This window comes from Peribacillus sp. NPDC058075 (assembly GCF_042885195.1).
GTDB lineage: Bacteria > Bacillota > Bacilli > Bacillales > DSM-1321 > Peribacillus.
This window is the reverse complement of the sequence record NZ_JBHVSL010000001.1, coordinates 98,020-115,193: the sequence shown is the minus strand read 5'-3', so window position 1 is coordinate 115,193 and position 17,174 is coordinate 98,020. Positions and strand designations below refer to the sequence as shown.

Here is a 17,174-nt window from a genome sequence, read left to right as displayed (position 1 = left end):
TCTTTCATCTCTTCATAATCCTTAGCCATGGAGCTATTTTCCGGAACATGTTCTTTTTTCAATTCTTCTTTACTCATTTGCCATCACCTCTACTTATTGATACCCAATATTTCCAAATCTAAAACGTAACATATCTCATGGAAATATGGGGTATAGATAAGACATTATGAGCAAATGTAAGGAGGTGCAAGAATATGCAAACAACTACCCTTTATGTAAAGGAAGCAACGTCAGAAGGCCCGATTTTAAATCTTGAGTCCATACTTTTGAAAACGGAAGGTGTGGAACGTGCAATCATCGATGTTGATGATGGGGAAATTAAAATCGATCATAGCGAAGAAAAACTATCACCGAATCAACTTATTACACTTATTGAACAGTATGGTTTACATGTAACTAAATAGAAATCAAAGCCCTGGACTACCTTCATTTAGAAGGGCCCGGTGCTTTAATCTCTTGCATAATCACGCTTAATTAAGATGCATGATTTCAAGGGAATTCATTTTACATTCGTAAAAGCCCTAAACCCCTGCCCAATTAGGGGCAGGGGCAAAAAAGTATGGATTACCGATTTAACAAGCTGCCAACATAACGCAGCAAATCATTGGCTGATGTGGAATTATAACCGTGCTCGTCGATAAGTCTTGTGATGACCTCGTTCACTTTTTTCAGTTGCCTTTCGTCTGGTGTCTTCGTTGAAGTAGTGATCTTAACAACATCCTTCAAATCCGCGAATAGTTTTTTCTGAATCGCTTCCCGTAAACGATCATGGGAATTATAATCGAATCTCTTACCTTTACGCGCATATGCAGAAATGCGAATCAATATTTCTTCGCGGAATGCTTTTTTTGCATTCTCGGAAATTCCAATTTGCTCTTCTATCGAGCGCATCAATTTTTCATCTGGATTGATTTCTTCCCCAGTCAATGGATCACGCAGCCTTGATTTGTTGCAGTATGCTTCGACATTATCCAGATAATTATCCATGAGGATCTTCGCCGACTCTTCATATGAATAGACAAATGCCTTTTGCACTTCATTTTTTGCAATGGCATCGTATTCTTTACGTGCCAGTGAAATGAAATTCAAATACCTCTCCCGAAGTTCGTTCGTAATGGACGGATGCTGGTCAAGACCTGCTTTTAATGACATAAGTACATCCAATGCATTAATGGACGGATTTTCCTTACGAATGATCGTAGAGGAAATTCGGTTAATCACGTAACGCGGATCGATTCCGCTCATGCCTTCGTCCTGATATTCTTTTTTCAATTCATTGATGTCTGCGGAATTAAATCCTTCGACATTTTCCCCATCATAAAGCCTCATCTTTTTCACTAAATCGATATCGCCCTTTTTTGGATCCTTCAGGCGTGTCATGATGCTGAAGATTGCCGCCACCCTTAATGTATGCGGAGCTATATGAACATCCGATACATCACTTTCACGGATCATTTTTTCATAAATCTTTTCTTCCTCGGTAACCTTCAGATTATATGGAATCGGCATGACAATGATACGGGAATGCAATGCTTCATTTTTCTTATTGGAAATGAACGATTTATACTCCGTTTCATTCGTATGAGCCACAATGAGTTCATCTGCACTGATCAATGCAAAACGGCCAGCTTTAAAATTCCCCTCTTGAGTCAATGAAAGCAAATGCCATAAGAACTTTTCATCACATTTCAGCATCTCCTGGAACTCCATCATCCCGCGGTTCGCCTTGTTCAGCTCGCCATCAAAACGATAGGCCCGCGGATCTGATTCAGATCCGTATTCGGCAATGGTCGAAAAATCGATGCTGCCCGTTAAATCAGCGATATCCTGTGACTTAGGGTCAGAAGGACTGAATGTTCCAATTCCTACACGCTTATCTTCCGAAAGGAAAATACGCTCGACCATCACATCTTCTATCCTGCTTCCATACTCCTGTTCTAACCTCATTACATTCAGCGGCGATAGGTTTCCTTCAATCCTAATGCCATATTCTTCAAAAAAATCATCCCGTAAATACTGCGGAATGAGATGCAGTGGATCTTCATGCATCGGGCATCCTTTTATTGCATAAATGGCACCAGTGTCTTTTAATGAATAATTTTCAAGTCCACGCTTCAGTAAGGAAACGAGTGTGGACTTCCCGCCTGATACCGGACCCATGAGAAGCAATATCCGCTTACGGACATCAAGCCGCTTTGCCGCCGGATGGAAATATTCCTCGATGAGCCTTTCCAATGAATCTTCAAGGCCGAACAGCTGACCGCTGAAAAAGTTGTATTTCTTTGTCCCATTTACTTCCTCTATCCCTGCATCTCTGATCATGTTGTATACACGTGAATGAGCAGATTGAGCAACTAAAGGCGTTTCTTTCAATATTTCTAAGTACTCTGCGAAGGTGCCTTCCCACTTCAGCTTCTGTTCATCTTCTCTAAATTTTTCGATTTTCTTTAAAATATCCATTTAAGGAACCTCCCCCTGTCACTTTCAGAGAATACTTAAATCTATGCTCCAAGTCTGACAAACATGTCAGACTTTAAAAAGTCGCCGGCCATTGTTTCGAATTGCGCTTGTGTCTCCATATATCGAAAAAGGCTTAATCATTGAAGAATTGAAGACAATTATGCTGACAAGAAAAATTGTGTGCACTCCTGCTAAAAATTAGGGTATACTAAGCCTATACTTAAGTGGGACATTATGGGTAAAGGGAGGTCACAGCATGGGCACAGTTATTATCGTTGGGGTTACTATTACATTTTTAGCCGCTATCTTCACTGCCGGGTATAATGATAAACCAGGTGTGAAATAAAAAAATAACAGCCTTTCTTAAATTCCAAAAAGGGGACAGCAAATTAAATTTGCCGTCCCCTTTTTTTCACCCTTCATCGATATTAATAGTTAGCGCATGCCAATCAATGAAGTGGCTACACCATTTATACAGCGTCCTTTTTATCTGTGAGGGCTGCAATGTTATTCTCCATCGATTTCAAGTCTTCATTTACTTTTTGTCCTTGTTCCAAATATTCTGTTTGGAAACCACTCTTTATTGCCCAACTATAAAACCCTAGCGATAAGCATGCTATGATGACCATATCCCAACCAAATGGGATTATGTTCAGTCCACCAAACTTTTCACTGCCTAAGTATGAAATGGTCATCATACAGAGTAAGTAGACAACCATCCAAAGCCCTGCCAAGAAGTTTTGACGGAATCCCTTCCAATTGATTTTTGCTTGATAATAGAAATAAACGGGAAGACCAATCATAATGATAAATAATACTTGTCCCGTCAGTGGCCATCTTGCCCAATATAAAACCAAAGAAGCGAAAACAAAACCAAGCGGTGCAATGATGCTTAATCCTTTTAGACGTAATGGTCTGTATAAATCCCGACCTGTGCGCCTTAATGTCATAACAGTAACTGGACCTGTAATATAAGAGACTAATGTCGCAACCGAAATAACCTCTGCCAATACGCCCCAGCCTCTAAACATGAATAAAAATAAGAAAGATACACCTAGATTAAAAAACATGGCTTGACGAGGGATACCATAAAGTGGATGAAGTTTTCCAAACACGCTTGGCAAATATTTATTCTTTTCCATTCCATAAAGCATTCGTGACGTTGTCGCCGTGTATGTTATTCCCGTCCCGGAAGGAGAAATAAATGCGTCAACGTATAGTAAGATAACCAACCAGTTTATGCCTAGAACAATTGCTAAGTCTGCAAACGGTGAATTGAAATTCAAATGTTGCCATCCGTTCACAATCATCGACGGATCAACGGCTCCAATAAATGCAACCTGTAATAAAACGTAGATAACCGTTGCAATTAAGATGGAGCCTATTACTGCAAATGGAATCGAACGTCCAGGATTCTTTGCCTCACCTGCCATGTTAATCGGACTTTGAAAACCGTTAAAAGCAAAGATGATACCAGAGGTTGCTACAGCAGTAAGTACACTTGCCCAACCATTGGGAGCGATACTTCCTGCAGAAGTAAAATTGGAACCATGAAAACCGGCAAATAAAAGTGAGCCAATCGTAAGTCCAGGTATAATAACCTTAAAGACTGTAATAAATGAATTTGCTTTTGAAAACAAACTAACTGTCCAGTAATTCAATAAAAAGTAAACGACCAATAATGCAGAGGCAATTGCCAAGCCTCCCCCAGTAAGACTCCCATTTTCCACTAAACCATGTGTCCACTCCGCCCATTTCCATGGCCACGAACTCATATATTGAACAGAAGCAATCGCTTCGACTGGAATTACAGAAACAATTGCAATCCAGTTTGCCCAACCTGCAAGAAACCCTAAAAACGAGCCATGTGAGTACTGCGTGTATTTTACCATTCCCCCAGCTTCAGGAAACATAGCTCCTAATTCACTGTAAGAAAGTGCGATAAATAAAATAACAACCATCCCGATAATCCAAGAGATAATGGCAGCCGGTCCTGCAATCTGTGCCGCTCTCCAAGCTCCGAATAACCAACCTGAACCAATAATTGACCCGAGTCCTACCATCGTTAACGAAAACGTACCCATCTTTCGCTGCAAATTATTCATATGTTCATCACCATGCTTTCCAAATTTCATTCTTTTATAATGACGTTCTTAACTGATTTATGAATGGTCTCAAGTTCGTCCAATAGATTCTTAAAGTGATTGCTGCATTGCATCACCTCTTGCTAAAGTTTAGTCAATGGATAAGGCGAAAATTTGGATGTCCCCTAGATTGCTTTTCTCTGCTTTTAGAAAATACTAAGATCCCATTCCTGTGCCATTTGTTTCAATAACATACCACCTGTTATGCTATTCCCATATTCATCAATGGCAGGTCCGTATATACCAATGCCACATCCATCTTGAAAAGGAAGCCCGCTTCTGGAACTTGGAGGAACAAGTGCCATGATCCCGCCAGATACTCCACTTTTGGCAGGCACTCCCACGAAAGCCGCAAATTTACCCGAAGCATTGTACATACCACAAGTAAGCATTAATGCTTTAGCCAGCTTAGCCACTTTTTTGGGGAGTACTTGTTCTTTACGGATGGGATGGTATCCATCTTGTGCAAGAATCAGCCCAAGCAGGGCTATGTCTTCTGTGGTTACTTCTATGGAACATTGTTTGAGGTAAACCTCTAAAGCTTCCTCTACATCCGATTCTAAATAATTCGTCTCTTTTAAATAGTGAGCCAAGGCTCTATTTCTATGAGAGGTTTGCCACTCAGATAGATACACTGCCTCATTGATGACCGGGCGCTTTCCTAATAATTTTTCGAATAATGTATAGAGAAATTCTAATTTCTTTTGTGAAGAATCACCTGGGAGAAGCGAAGCTATAGTAATCGCCCCAGCATTTATCATCGGATTAAACGGCTTTCCCGGCTTATGCATTTCTAAACGAATAATTGAATTGAAAGCATCTCCAGTTGGTTCCACATCGACCCTCTCTAACACATAAGAAATGCCGCAACCCAAGCATGCGGCTATAAAGCTGAGCACTTTTGAAATACTTTGCAGCGTGAAGGGGACTTCCCAATCCCCTGACTTGATCATTGTTCCACCAGGCTCCAGTATGCAAATACCTAATTGCGATAAGTGTGCATTCCTCAATGCCGGTATATAATTGGCGGTTTGCCCTTCACTAGCATAGGGTCTGTAATGTGCCACCCAATCATCTAATTCGGCTTGCTTTTGACCATTAACGTGAATGTCATACTCTTTTGACAATTCTTCAATCACATTTTTCCACCTCTTCAGTTGTTGTATCATTATTCAAAATGAGCGTTTTACCGAATGCCATCATGCTGTAATAGATTAGATGAAAACATAATGAATATTCTAATAATTGTTAAGCGCTTTCAAAAATCTCTATCTACCGTTCATTTTAAATTGGGAACTACAGAATCATACGAAAACCTACAATATCTAAAAAATAAAAATCCACTAAAAAAAACGGAATCATCTCATATGTTCCGTTTCCGTTACCATTTTTTGTGGATAGAAAATAAGATTGGTTTTGCGATAATTGGTTTTAAGCCGTTCCTTTCAGGAACAAAGTAAGCGTTGTATTGAAGCCGATGAAACTGTATACTGATTTTTTAAACAAATTGGGAGGTGACGACTTGAATCTCAGTACGTTAATGAAAAAAGAGGTCAATATTCTTGCTTTGATGCTGTTAACAGTGCCATTAGCAGGCGAATTGAGTTTTTATCCTTTAAATGAAACGTTTCGGGTAAGCTTTGGTCCGCCTGTACTTTTCTTTTTTTTACTATTATTACAGAAAACACCTGCCATTCTTTCGGGCTTTCTGACAGGAACAATGGTTGTGGCATTTCGTATTCTTATAGATTTTTTCATGCATGATAGTTTTTCCTGGGCTTCCGCATTCCATGTTCATTATCCAAGTTTTTTCTTTTATTTCACCTACTGCTTTCTTTTTTATTTAGTGAAAATCAATCGCTTTCAAAACCGATCTTTAATTATTGGATTTATTGGTCTCATTATCGAAATATTTTCCGACTCTGTAGAATTGATCTTTCAATATATTGTATTGGAAACAACCATTACGCTAGGTTCACTGAACGAGATGATCATGATCGCATTCGCCCACAGTTTTATCGTTTTAAGTTTTTTTAATATGTTGAAACTTTATGAAGCACAATCAAAGGAAAGACAAATCAGAAAACAAAATGAACATATGCTGATGCTCATTTCCAACTTATATGAGGAAACGATTCATTTAAAAAAAACATTAAATAATGCTGAGAATATTACAAAGAAATCGTATGATTTGTATCGAGATTTAAAAGCTCTGGAAAAAAAGGAAAAGCAGCCTCATGTTTATACAGAGCCATATAGTCAAAAAGCATTGCGCATCGCGGGTGAAATGCATGAAGTCAAGAAAGATAATCAACGGATTTTTGCTGGTCTCTCCAAATTGATTTCCAATGAGAGTTTTAAAGATTATATGGATGCTGCTGAACTTTTTCATTTAATTATCCGAATTAATGAAAAATATGCCTTATCACTAGGAAAGGATATACAATTTGAATATTCATTGGATGGAAATGATTCACATTATCATGTGTATACCGTGTTATCTCTTTTCAATAATTTAGTCGCAAATGCAGTTGAAGCAATTAAAGAAAAGGGAATCGTCCGTTTAAGTTTGTGTGAAGTTCATGACAATGTAGAATTTAAAGTTGCTGACACTGGACCTGGAATTCCTCAAAAATATCAGACTGTCATATTCAAACCTGGGTTCACTTCAAAATATGATCATTTCGGGACACCTTCAACAGGGATTGGTCTCTCATATGTTAAAGAGGTCGTAAAAGAACTGGGAGGGGATATCCTGTTTGAGAATAGTTTTAACGGCGCCGTTTTTTCAATAAAATTACCCATTCAAAAGTTGATCCAGAGAGGATGATTCCATGCGTTTTTTTATAACAGATGATGATTGTGCCATACGGTCAAACTTAAGCCAAATTATAGAGAACGAAGATTTAGGAGAAGTGGTGGAGGAAGCCGAAGATGGAAGCCTATTAGAAGGACATATTTTGAATTTGAAACAAATTGATATTTTATTTATTGACTTATTAATGCCCATCCGGGATGGCATTGAGACACTTCGTCATATAAAAAATACATTTAACGGGAAAATAATAATGATTTCGCAGGTTGAATCAAAGGAGCTGATTGGTGAGGCATACTCACTTGGAATTGATTATTATATTACTAAACCAATTAATCGTATTGAGATAGTAACAGTTATCCGAAAAGTTATGGAACGAATTCATTTAGAAAGATCGATCACAACTATTCAAGCCTCTTTGAATAGTGTATTGAATTTTGAACAGCCAAAAGTTGATAAATCCATTAATTTTAATGAAAAAAGTATAAGTGAGGTAGGTGAATTCCTACTATCGGAATTAGGGATCGTTGGAGAAAATGGCGCAAAAGATTTAATGGAGATGCTTCAATATTTATTTATGTATGAAAGGACTTTTACTTTTGGAAAGCAATTCCCCACCCTTAAAGATATCTTTGTAGAAATCACCAAAAAAAAGCTCGGCACAGCCGCTTTGCAGGCTGATATCAATCGGGAAATAAAAGCTTCCGAACAGCGGATACGCAGAACGATTAACCATTCGTTAAATCATTTTGCTTCGCTCGGTTTAACGGATTTTTCAAATCCGAAGTTTGAAAATTACGCTTCCAAATTTTTCGATTTCACAGTCGTTCGCCAAAAGATGAAAGAACTGCAAAATGATTCAACATTAGTTCTTACACCTACCCGGGTAAATACAAAAAAGTTTATTCAAGTATTTTATTTCGAAGCGAAACGATTGAATCCTGATGAAATAAATAGATATAGATAACTCTATTAAAACAAAAAACTGCGGTAGCACTCAAAAACATAAAATCCCCTGAAATCATTCAGGGGATTTTTTAGCAAATTGTTATTTTTTCAACAATAAATACATGAAATAAGGAGCACCGATCAATGCGACCATGATACCTGCAGGAATCCCCTCGGGTTCAATTATATTACGGCCTATCGTATCGGCAAGCAGCAATAGCCATCCACCGATTAAAATGGCAACCGGAATGAATAGTTGATTTCGAGGTCCTACCAAGGATTTTGCTATGTGCGGGGACATAAGTCCAATGAATGCAATTCCGCCTGTAACAGAAACGGCTGCCGCTGCCAGTGCTACAGCCGTGATCAGCAGTACGATCCGCTCCTTTTCAATCGATACACCGACCCCAATTGCGACCGGTTCACTTAAACCCAGCAAATTCAAACGATTTGCTTTATATAAAGTGAATGGAATGAGGATGATTAACCATGGAATGATTGCCCAAATGAAAGGCCAATCCGTGCCCCATATATTTCCCGCCAACCATTTTGCGATGAAATCGACCTTCGCTCGTTCCGCTGACGAAATGAGGACAATCATCAGGCCTGAAAGCGCCATTGAAAAACCTACGCCGATCAACACTAACCGAACGGGTTCAAGGCCACTCTTTCTCTTGTATGAGAGGATATATATTAAACAGGCCGTCAGTAACGCTCCGATAAAACCGACAAGCGGAACCATATAAACAAACGAACCAGCGTCAAGCGGGAAAAACAGAAAGAAAGCGGCAATGGCAACACCTGCTCCTGAGTTGATCCCGATGATTCCTGGATCGGCTAAATCATTACGTGTGATCCCTTGCAGAATGGCTCCCGACAGTGCAAGGGCCATGCCTGCTAAAAGGGTGATGATGATTCGCGGCAAGCGGACGGAAAATAATATGAATTCCTCTTTAAACGTCCCTTGCCCGAAGAGCGTTGGTAACAGTCGCCCTAAAGAAAGATTGGAATATCCCGAACACGTCCCTATAATGATCGTAATGATGATGAGTGCAGTTAATGCACCTATTATCCAACGCTGTTTTTTGACTAAAGCTGAGTGGATCATGAAAATGCTTTACCTCCTTTACGCACGATTAGGAGGAAGAAAGGTAAACCTATCATCGCAACAACCGCTACCACAGGTGTTTCATATGGAGAATTGATGGTACGGCCGATCGTATCGGCAAGCAGCATGAAAGTGGCTCCCAAAATCGCAGACATAGGAAGGATGAATCGATAGTCCGTACCCACGATAGCCCGAACAATATGGGGGACCATTAACCCGATGAACACCATATTTCCAACAAGCGCAACGGCAGCTCCTGCCAGGAGAATGATGACTACGAAAAGGACCGCCTTTATTTGTGTTGTCTTTTGCCCTAAGCCTACCGCCACTTCTTCACTTAAGCTAAGTATGGTGAGCTGTCTGGAAAAGATAAGGGAAATCAGGATGCCTATTAAAATGAACGGCACGATTACGCGAAGCTGCTCCCACGAAGTTCCGATATTCCCGCCAGCTGTCCACATCGAAACATCTTTTGATACCTTGAAATAAATGCCCACCCCTTGCGAAACGGCAAATAGGAATGCAGAGACTGCAGCACCAGCCAATACGATCCTTAATGGTGAAAATCCTCCCTTTTTGATCGCCCCGATTCCGAAAACCATGGTTGCCCCGACAGCGGAACCTATAAAACACGCAATCATGATCCCTAAATTATTAGCATTTGGAATAAATGCCAAAGTAATGGCGAGACCTGCATTGGCTCCTGCCGTCAATCCAAGCAACCCCGGATCGGCAAGTGGATTCCTGGTCATCCCCTGCATGATGGCACCAGAAACGGCAAGCGCTGCACCCACGAAGATTGCTCCCACTTCACGAGGGAAACGGATTTCCCGGATGATTGAAAGCTTTTCACCGACAGCATTTGATGTCAGTGCTTGCCAAACGTCTTTAACGGTAACATCAGCCGCACCAAATGCCATTGAAATAATGAACATGCCTATAAAGGCGACGATCGCTATGATCAGTTTACTTATAAATGGGATGAAACGTTGATTTTCATTAGTCATCTGTCTCTCTCATCTCTTTTTTTATAGAATAAAAGGAGAGGAATTGGAATCCCTCTCCCTCGCTGTATTATTTTCCAAGAAAACTTTTGGAAAAGAAGTCTAATTGGTAATCTAATGTTATTGGATCATTGAAGTAGAATTTTTTTGCATCAGCTTCATATAGTTTATTGTTTTTAACGGCAGGTATGTTTTTAAACGTGTCAGTTTGTTGGAATGAATTGTCCTGATCTTTGTTATTGCTCAAAATCACATAATCACCGGCATAGTCTTTAAGGACTTCTAATGATAAGGCAAAGTAACCATCTTTCAGCGCCACTTCTTTTACCTTTTCAGGCATACCCAATTTCATTTCTTGATAAAGGATTTCCGTTCCACGTCCCCAATTATCACCGTATACATAGAACTGTTTGTCAAACTTTTCGAAAACGGAAACGGTAGCATCTTCTCCAATTTTGGCTTTAATTTCATCACCAGTTGTTTTTGCCCTTTTTTTGAAATCATCCACCCATGCTTGAGCTTCTTTTTCTTTATTCAAAAGTTTACCGATTTCTACATGTTGTGTTAAATAGTCAACTTTTCCGTATGTATATGTTACGGTTGGAGCAATTTCCTTTAATTTATCGACATTTTTAATCGTGGATAAACCAATGATTAAATCCGGATTCAACTCGATGATCTTTTCCAGGTTTTCGTCCGTCACTTCTTCAACATCTTTTAACTCTTTAAAATTCGGATTCATTTTAGACCAGGAATCAACCCCTACAAGGTTAACATCCAAAGCCATTACGTTACCTGCGAAAGATGATAGTACTAAAACACGCTGAGGATCTGCCGGAACTTCAACAGGACCATTTTCAGATTGATAGGTGATGGTACCTGATTCTTCCTTTTTGGAAGCCGGGCTTTTTTCTTTTTTGGCTGACTCGTTACCACAAGCGCTAATAATTAACACTAACAGCAGTATAAACGGGATCATTATCTTTTTCATTTGTTGTCAAATCTCCTTTTAGTAAATTGTATGTGCTGCACATTGGTTTGTTCGTTCGTTGATCTCGTCCAATTACCGCATCAATATGGAATACTTCCTTAAGCACTTCATGAGTGATGACTTCTTCACAATCTCCTGCTTTGACTATTTCCCCGTCCTTTAAGGCAATGATATAGTCGGCAAAGCGTGCAGCTTGGTTTAAATCATGAAGAACCATGACAATTGTACGTCCCTGTTCTACATTCAGCCTTTGTAATAATTCTAAAACCTCCAGCTGATGCGCCATATCCAAATAGGTGGTCGGCTCATCAAGGAAGATGATTTCCGTTTCCTGGGCAAGGGCCATGGCAATCCAAACACGCTGGCGCTGACCTCCTGATAGAGCATCCACCGGACGGAACTTGAAGTCTTTCGTACCGGTCACTTCAAGTGCCCAATCAATTACATCATAGTCTTTTTGGGTCAGGCGCCCAAAACCTTTTTGATAGGGAAAGCGCCCATATGATACGAGCTCCCCAACCGTCAATCCGCTTGCACTCTCGGGTGTCTGCGGAAGTATGGCCATTTTTCTTGCAAGGATCTTAGTGCTTTCTTTTGAAATATTCACCCCATCTAAAACAACCGTACCTGATTGATTTGGTATGATCCTGGTGATCGCTTTCAAAAGTGTCGATTTCCCACATCCATTTGAACCGATGATCGTCGTGATTTTTTTATCTGGAATTTCCACACTGAGATCTTTTACAATTAAACGTTCACCATAACTAATATTCAAATCCTCTGTATATAGGCGAACCATTTTTCAACCTCCATTTACGGAAAAATAGGTAAGTAAAAACTCAAATGAAAATGATTATCATTATCCACTACTTAATTACTATAATTCTATCTAAATATATTGTCAATGGTAATTTCATGGCATATAAGATGAAATCCTGACAGTTTTTTGGGCCGGTCCGTATTACCGACTGACAAATGAACACAGGAAAGATCCCGGAAATGTTTCCGGGATCTTTACTGCTAGGTCGATACTCAGGACTTTGGAAGATGTCCCTTATGGGAAGGGCACAATCAATGTTTCTTAAATCCTTGCTTCTCAACATAATCTTTCATGTACAACCTGCTTTTCTTTCCAAGCATTCCAACCATTTGCCCGGTCCAGGTGTCTTTTCGTTTACCTTTAGTCCGTTGCTCGTAATAGCTGGAAATCGTTTCATTATACTCTTCAAGTTGTCCGATGAACTCTTGCCTATCCTCCTGATATCCATTTTCATGATAGATATTGGCAAGCGGCAAACGCGGCTTTTTATCCGAACGGTTTTTCGGATATCCGACCACTAGACCGAATAATGGCATAACGCGATGCGGTATATTCAAAATCGCTGACACTTCCGGGAGATTATTGCGGATCCCGCCTATATAGCAAATGCCAAGATCCATCGATTCTGCTGCCAAAGCCGCATTTTGAGCCGCAAGAGCAGCGTCAATACAGGCAACCATGAACTTCTCGGTACTTTCAATTGATTCGGACAAGTCAGTGTTTTCCATTTCGGAAACCATATCCTGACGATATAAATCGGCACAAAAGACGAATAGATGTCCATTCTTCTCTACATATGCTTGTGGTCCGGCAAGTTCAGCAAGCTTGGCTTTCTTTTCCGGATCGGTTACCCCGATGATTGAATACGCTTGAATATAACTTGAAGTCGATGCAGCTTGGGCACATTCAACAATCGTATGAATTTGCTCATCAGACAACAACTTGTCCTCAAAAGAACGTATGGAACGGTGATCTAAAATCTTCTCAATAAAGTTATTCAATGCTCCCACCCCTAAAGAATATGTATCCATCATCGGGGCTGATATGCGCCCGATGATAGTATTGATGAAATTCAACCTTTTGTTTTCAAATCCAAATCACGGTAATTTTGCTGTCTAAGTGCTTCATATACCAAGATGGCTGCCGTGTTCGACAGATTAAGGGAACGTACTTTATCCGTCATTGGAATCCGCAGGCACCGATCCATATTTTCTTGGATCAGATCTTTCGGGAGACCCGTCGTTTCACGGCCAAAAATGAAGAATATCTCACTGTCTTGATCACTGTAATCGAAGCTGGAATGGGGCTGCTCTCCAAATTTCGTCAAGTAATAAAATTCGCCGCCGGCATTTCTTTCATAAAACTCTTCTAACGAATCATAATAATGGATCTTTACATTCTCCCAGTAATCGAGCCCAGCCCGTTTGAGCTGTTTGTCATCCGTCGAGAAACCGAGCGGGCGAATGAGATGTAAAGACGTATCCGTCCCTGCACACGTTCTTGCGATATTTCCTGTATTTGCTGGAATCTGTGGTTGATATAAAACTACATGTATTGACACTTCATTTTCACCTCTAGTTTGAACTTCACCTTAATTATAGCATTAAACAAAAAGACTAAAAACCAATCACCCTCCATCCAAAATCACAAAGAATTTATAAACGATGTTCGGTGTGTATCTGGTTGAATCCTCATATGTCCAATACCGGTGACGGCTGTTCATCGTATGTGCATTCACAAGCGGCATCCCGTCCTGATCCTTCGCCGTTACGATCAAGTTATGATCAAACCGTCCGTCCCCTTCGAAATCTATGCAGAGGATATCACCCAAATTCAATTCCTTGGCCGACTCGACCTGCTTTGTCCTGATGGCATTCCCGGCTTTAAGCAGATGATATAAAGAATGGGCCGTCGTCCATGTATAACTCCAGCTTTTCCCTCTTATCCACCAGCCCTTACTTTTGTTTGGCGCCCCCCACATCGGAATTCCTCCCGCATGTAAACATTGAGAAATGTAATTCGTACAATCATCAGTGAATTTATGATAAGCGGGATTGAATTCGTTCCACCAACGCTCGGCATATTGGACGGCCTTCATTCGATCATACTTATATGCGAGACGATCTGCGCCTGGATCACATTTTGGCGGTGCCTCTTCGGTTTCAAAGCTGGGAAACAGCTCATGTTCATCCACTATATACCCATTTCGAAACCGGGCCTCCCTTTCTTCCATTTCTTCTTCTATATAAAATGAATCCTCCTGTTTCAATAAATATTGCAGGTGCACATGATATGTCAGAACTGTATCATTGTCTTCCTTTCTTTTCGAATGTACCTTACCTGCCGCATTCACCCGAACAATTTCCGCAGCACGGTTCCTCATCACTTCCTTCTTCAAATGTAACTTCCTTTCACCCCGTTCTAGATCATCGGAAGTATAAAACTCCACTCTTTCTTGTAAAAGGCGTTGCAATTGTTCCCTCAAGTTCATGCCCTCCTTCTTACCATCTATGCTAATGTGTATGTATGAAGGCATGGACAAAAACACAATTTCATAAAATGTGGGAGTTTCAACTTTTAAAAAGGCTTCCTCGAAGGTAACGATATATTTTAAGCCAAATAAAGCCGCCCCGTTACTATTTACCGGGCGGCTGCATTTTAGATATCATTTTGTTTCCAAGGTAAACTGCAGTCCTTTCTCAATTTCCGCCAGTACCTCTTCATCCGTTTCCTTCATTCGTGCTTCTTCCAATGCGGAAACAGCCTGCTCCCGGCCAATTTTCCCAACTGCCCAGGCCGCCGTCCCCCTGATGACAGGCCGCGGATCATCTTTCATGACCTGTATCAATTGAGGCAATGCCGTTTCATCTTTGAAATGGGCCAATGCTAAAATGGCATTTCGTTGGATTGGTTTTTTACCGCGCCACGAGCCAGATACATGGCCGTATGTCTCTTTGAAGTCCCGATTTGAAATCGTAAGCAATGGTTTTAACAACGGTTTCGCCAGCTCCGGGTCGGGTTCCATCTCTTCATGAAAATGAAAATCCATTCCTTTATTTTTCGGACAAACGGTCTGGCATGTATCACACCCATACAAACGATTGCCTATTTTCGTCCTGAACTCATCCGGAAGGAAACCTTTTGTCTGCGTTAAGAATGCAATACAACGCTTGGAATTTAGTTGCCCGCCCTGAACGAGCGCACCAGTCGGACAAACATCGACACATTTATTGCAAGTCCCGCACTGATTTTCCATCGGTTGATCCGGTTCAAATGGCAGGTTGGTTATCATGTCCCCCAAGTACACATAAGACCCGAATTCCGGTGTGATGATCATACTGTTTTTTGCACTCCAGCCAATACCTGCACGCTCAGCCACTGCCCTATCTGATAATTCTCCCGTATCGACCATGGACTTCATCATTGCCCCTGGCACTTTATCTTTAATGAAATCCTCAAGTAACTGCAATTTATTACGAAGAACGGTATGATAATCCGTTCCCCAAGACGCCCGGCAAAAGATCCCCCGGCGCTCACTTTTTGTACTTTGCGGAGCATCCTTCAATTTCGAAGGATAAGCAAGCGCAATCGAAATGATGGATTGCGGTTTATCGAATATCAATTCTGGCCTTACCCTTTTTTCTATATCGGCTTCTTCAAAACCTGACTGATAATCCAGCTCCTGTTGACGTATCAACCGACCTTTCAATTCGGTAAAGGCCGTGGCCGATGTAAAGCCGATTTTATCGATGCCGATTTCCTTACTATATAAAATCACTTCTTGCTTGAATGTGTTCATATCCATATTAATCACCTACGTTCATTCAGTATTCCCATTGAAAGCTTGAATCTTTTTCAAACCATTGCTATCTATGATAAACTAATTGCAATCATTTTTGGAGGTGAAACGGTTGGAAATTACCGTATCAGCTAATCTTAGCAGTAAAATCCCTCAATTCAAAGTGGGGATCATTACATATGACAACATCGAAGTAGGTCCCTCCCCGCAAATGGTGAAAGGAAGACTTCAACTATTTCAGGAAGCTCTTTTCTTTGACCTTGAAGAAAAGGAATTGACCGACTTTTCCGGCATTAAAGTGTGGCGGGAGATTTTCAAGGCTACAGGAACAAATCCGTCACGGTACCGCCCCTCCGTGGAAGCCCTTTACCGACGCATAAAAAAACAGAATTACTTGACACCCATCCATTCAGCCATCGATTTAAATAACTTCTTCTCGCTGTTATATGAAGTTCCGATCGGCATTTATGATGCGGAAAAATTATCAGGGAACATCTCGATTAAGATCGGCGAGGCATCAGATGGTTATGAAGGTTTGAACGGCCGCTTGAATTCCATGGAAAATATGATAACATCAGCCGATCATGTGGGTGCATTCGGAAGTCCTTACGTTGATTCAGAACGCACGAAAGTCACTGAGGAATCGAAAAAGGCCATCCAAATCATTTATTTACAGCCCAATACTCCAATCATGGAAGCAGATCAGCTAACGAAATCCCTGATGGACATGTTCCTTGAAATCCATGGTGGTGAAGGGACTTACTCGATTGTAGAAGGATAATTAAAAATTGAACGAAAATAAACCCTTTCCAGAATCGGAAGGGGTCTTTTTATGATTTTTCCAATAAATAAAACCAGTGCCATAATATCCTTTTATTCAACCGATCGATCCATCCCCTGAATAAAGGCGATAAAAGGATTACCTAGTCTTAAACTTGGATCGGATGAGTCCAGCCTACATTTTTTTCTTAATAATATTTCAGTTGATTCCAGAAATCTGTTCCCTTTCCGCCGACTGTCTGCCAAGCCTCCTCGGCGCAAGCGCCTGTGGGGTCTCGACTAGCCAGTTATTCGGCAGGAGTGTC

General features: G+C 40.6%; 15 protein-coding genes. 4 read left to right on the top strand and 11 right to left on the bottom strand.

Annotated elements, in window-relative coordinates:
- Positions 1 to 194 precede the first annotated feature (194 nt).
- Positions 195 to 404 carry a hypothetical protein gene (locus ACFVS1_RS00615; RefSeq protein WP_241589380.1) on the top strand — a complete coding sequence of 70 codons (210 nt, stop codon included), beginning with the start codon at positions 195 to 197 and terminating at the stop codon, positions 402 to 404.
- Between the two features lie 160 nt (positions 405 to 564).
- Here ACFVS1_RS00615 and ACFVS1_RS00610 read toward each other — a convergent pair whose 3' ends face one another.
- From ACFVS1_RS00610 to ACFVS1_RS00600, 3 genes are all read right to left on the bottom strand, one after another.
- A complete protein-coding gene (locus tag ACFVS1_RS00610; protein WP_352925758.1) occupies positions 565 to 2,460 on the bottom strand; it encodes a PrkA family serine protein kinase in 1,896 nt (631 codons plus the stop codon).
- Between the two features lie 470 nt (positions 2,461 to 2,930).
- A complete protein-coding gene (locus tag ACFVS1_RS00605; RefSeq protein ID WP_387544665.1) occupies positions 2,931 to 4,565 on the bottom strand; it encodes a glutamate/serine transporter AimA in 1,635 nt (544 codons plus the stop codon).
- A 185-nt stretch (positions 4,566 to 4,750) separates the two neighbouring features.
- Positions 4,751 to 5,740, bottom strand: a complete 990-nt coding sequence (locus tag ACFVS1_RS00600) for a glutaminase (protein ID WP_352926017.1) — start codon at positions 5,738 to 5,740, stop codon at positions 4,751 to 4,753.
- Positions 5,741 to 6,174: 434 nt separating this feature from the next.
- On the opposite strand from ACFVS1_RS00600, the gene ACFVS1_RS00595 reads away from it, so the two are divergent.
- The gene (locus tag ACFVS1_RS00595) at positions 6,175 to 7,434 is read left to right on the top strand and encodes an ATP-binding protein (protein ID WP_352926016.1); all 1,260 of its coding nucleotides are present in this window, start codon (positions 6,175 to 6,177) and stop codon (positions 7,432 to 7,434) included.
- Positions 7,435 to 7,438: 4 nt separating this feature from the next.
- Positions 7,439 to 8,386: a response regulator gene (locus tag ACFVS1_RS00590; protein WP_387544664.1), complete on the top strand. Its 948-nt coding sequence runs from the start codon at positions 7,439 to 7,441 to the stop codon at positions 8,384 to 8,386.
- 81 nt (positions 8,387 to 8,467) lie between these two features.
- Here the strand turns inward: ACFVS1_RS00590 and ACFVS1_RS00585 are convergent, their stop codons facing one another.
- The 8 genes from ACFVS1_RS00585 to queG all read right to left on the bottom strand — a co-directional run bounded on the left by ACFVS1_RS00585 (position 8,468) and on the right by queG (position 16,095).
- Complete coding sequence (locus ACFVS1_RS00585; protein WP_387544663.1) at positions 8,468 to 9,475, bottom strand: FecCD family ABC transporter permease; 1,008 nt, start codon at positions 9,473 to 9,475, stop codon at positions 8,468 to 8,470.
- Complete coding sequence (locus tag ACFVS1_RS00580) at positions 9,472 to 10,482, bottom strand: FecCD family ABC transporter permease (protein WP_352925750.1); 1,011 nt, start codon at positions 10,480 to 10,482, stop codon at positions 9,472 to 9,474. The genes ACFVS1_RS00585 and ACFVS1_RS00580 overlap by 4 nt, the downstream gene beginning before the upstream one ends.
- A gap of 67 nt (positions 10,483 to 10,549) precedes the next feature.
- Positions 10,550 to 11,470 carry an iron-hydroxamate ABC transporter substrate-binding protein gene (locus ACFVS1_RS00575; RefSeq protein ID WP_387544661.1) on the bottom strand — a complete coding sequence of 307 codons (921 nt, stop codon included), beginning with the start codon at positions 11,468 to 11,470 and terminating at the stop codon, positions 10,550 to 10,552.
- Positions 11,421 to 12,269, bottom strand: coding sequence for an ABC transporter ATP-binding protein (locus ACFVS1_RS00570; RefSeq protein ID WP_352925746.1), 849 nt, complete (start codon positions 12,267 to 12,269; stop codon positions 11,421 to 11,423). Before ACFVS1_RS00570 ends, ACFVS1_RS00575 begins: the two co-directional genes overlap by 50 nt.
- Positions 12,270 to 12,541: 272 nt before the next feature.
- Positions 12,542 to 13,291 carry an oxygen-insensitive NADPH nitroreductase gene (gene nfsA / locus ACFVS1_RS00565; protein ID WP_387544660.1) on the bottom strand — a complete coding sequence of 250 codons (750 nt, stop codon included), beginning with the start codon at positions 13,289 to 13,291 and terminating at the stop codon, positions 12,542 to 12,544.
- A 71-nt stretch (positions 13,292 to 13,362) separates the two neighbouring features.
- Positions 13,363 to 13,851 (bottom strand): tRNA (uridine(34)/cytosine(34)/5-carboxymethylaminomethyluridine(34)-2'-O)-methyltransferase TrmL, encoded by a 489-nt coding sequence (trmL, locus tag ACFVS1_RS00560; RefSeq protein ID WP_352925742.1) that lies wholly within the window; start codon positions 13,849 to 13,851, stop codon positions 13,363 to 13,365.
- 66 nt (positions 13,852 to 13,917) lie between these two features.
- A complete protein-coding gene (locus ACFVS1_RS00555; protein ID WP_387544659.1) occupies positions 13,918 to 14,775 on the bottom strand; it encodes an amidase domain-containing protein in 858 nt (285 codons plus the stop codon).
- Positions 14,776 to 14,955: 180 nt separating this feature from the next.
- Positions 14,956 to 16,095: a tRNA epoxyqueuosine(34) reductase QueG gene (gene queG, locus ACFVS1_RS00550; protein WP_387544658.1), complete on the bottom strand. Its 1,140-nt coding sequence runs from the start codon at positions 16,093 to 16,095 to the stop codon at positions 14,956 to 14,958.
- Between the two features lie 106 nt (positions 16,096 to 16,201).
- Between queG and ACFVS1_RS00545 the strand changes: the two genes are divergently transcribed.
- Positions 16,202 to 16,870 carry a B3/B4 domain-containing protein gene (locus ACFVS1_RS00545; protein ID WP_387544657.1) on the top strand — a complete coding sequence of 223 codons (669 nt, stop codon included), beginning with the start codon at positions 16,202 to 16,204 and terminating at the stop codon, positions 16,868 to 16,870.
- Positions 16,871 to 17,174 lie beyond the last annotated feature (304 nt).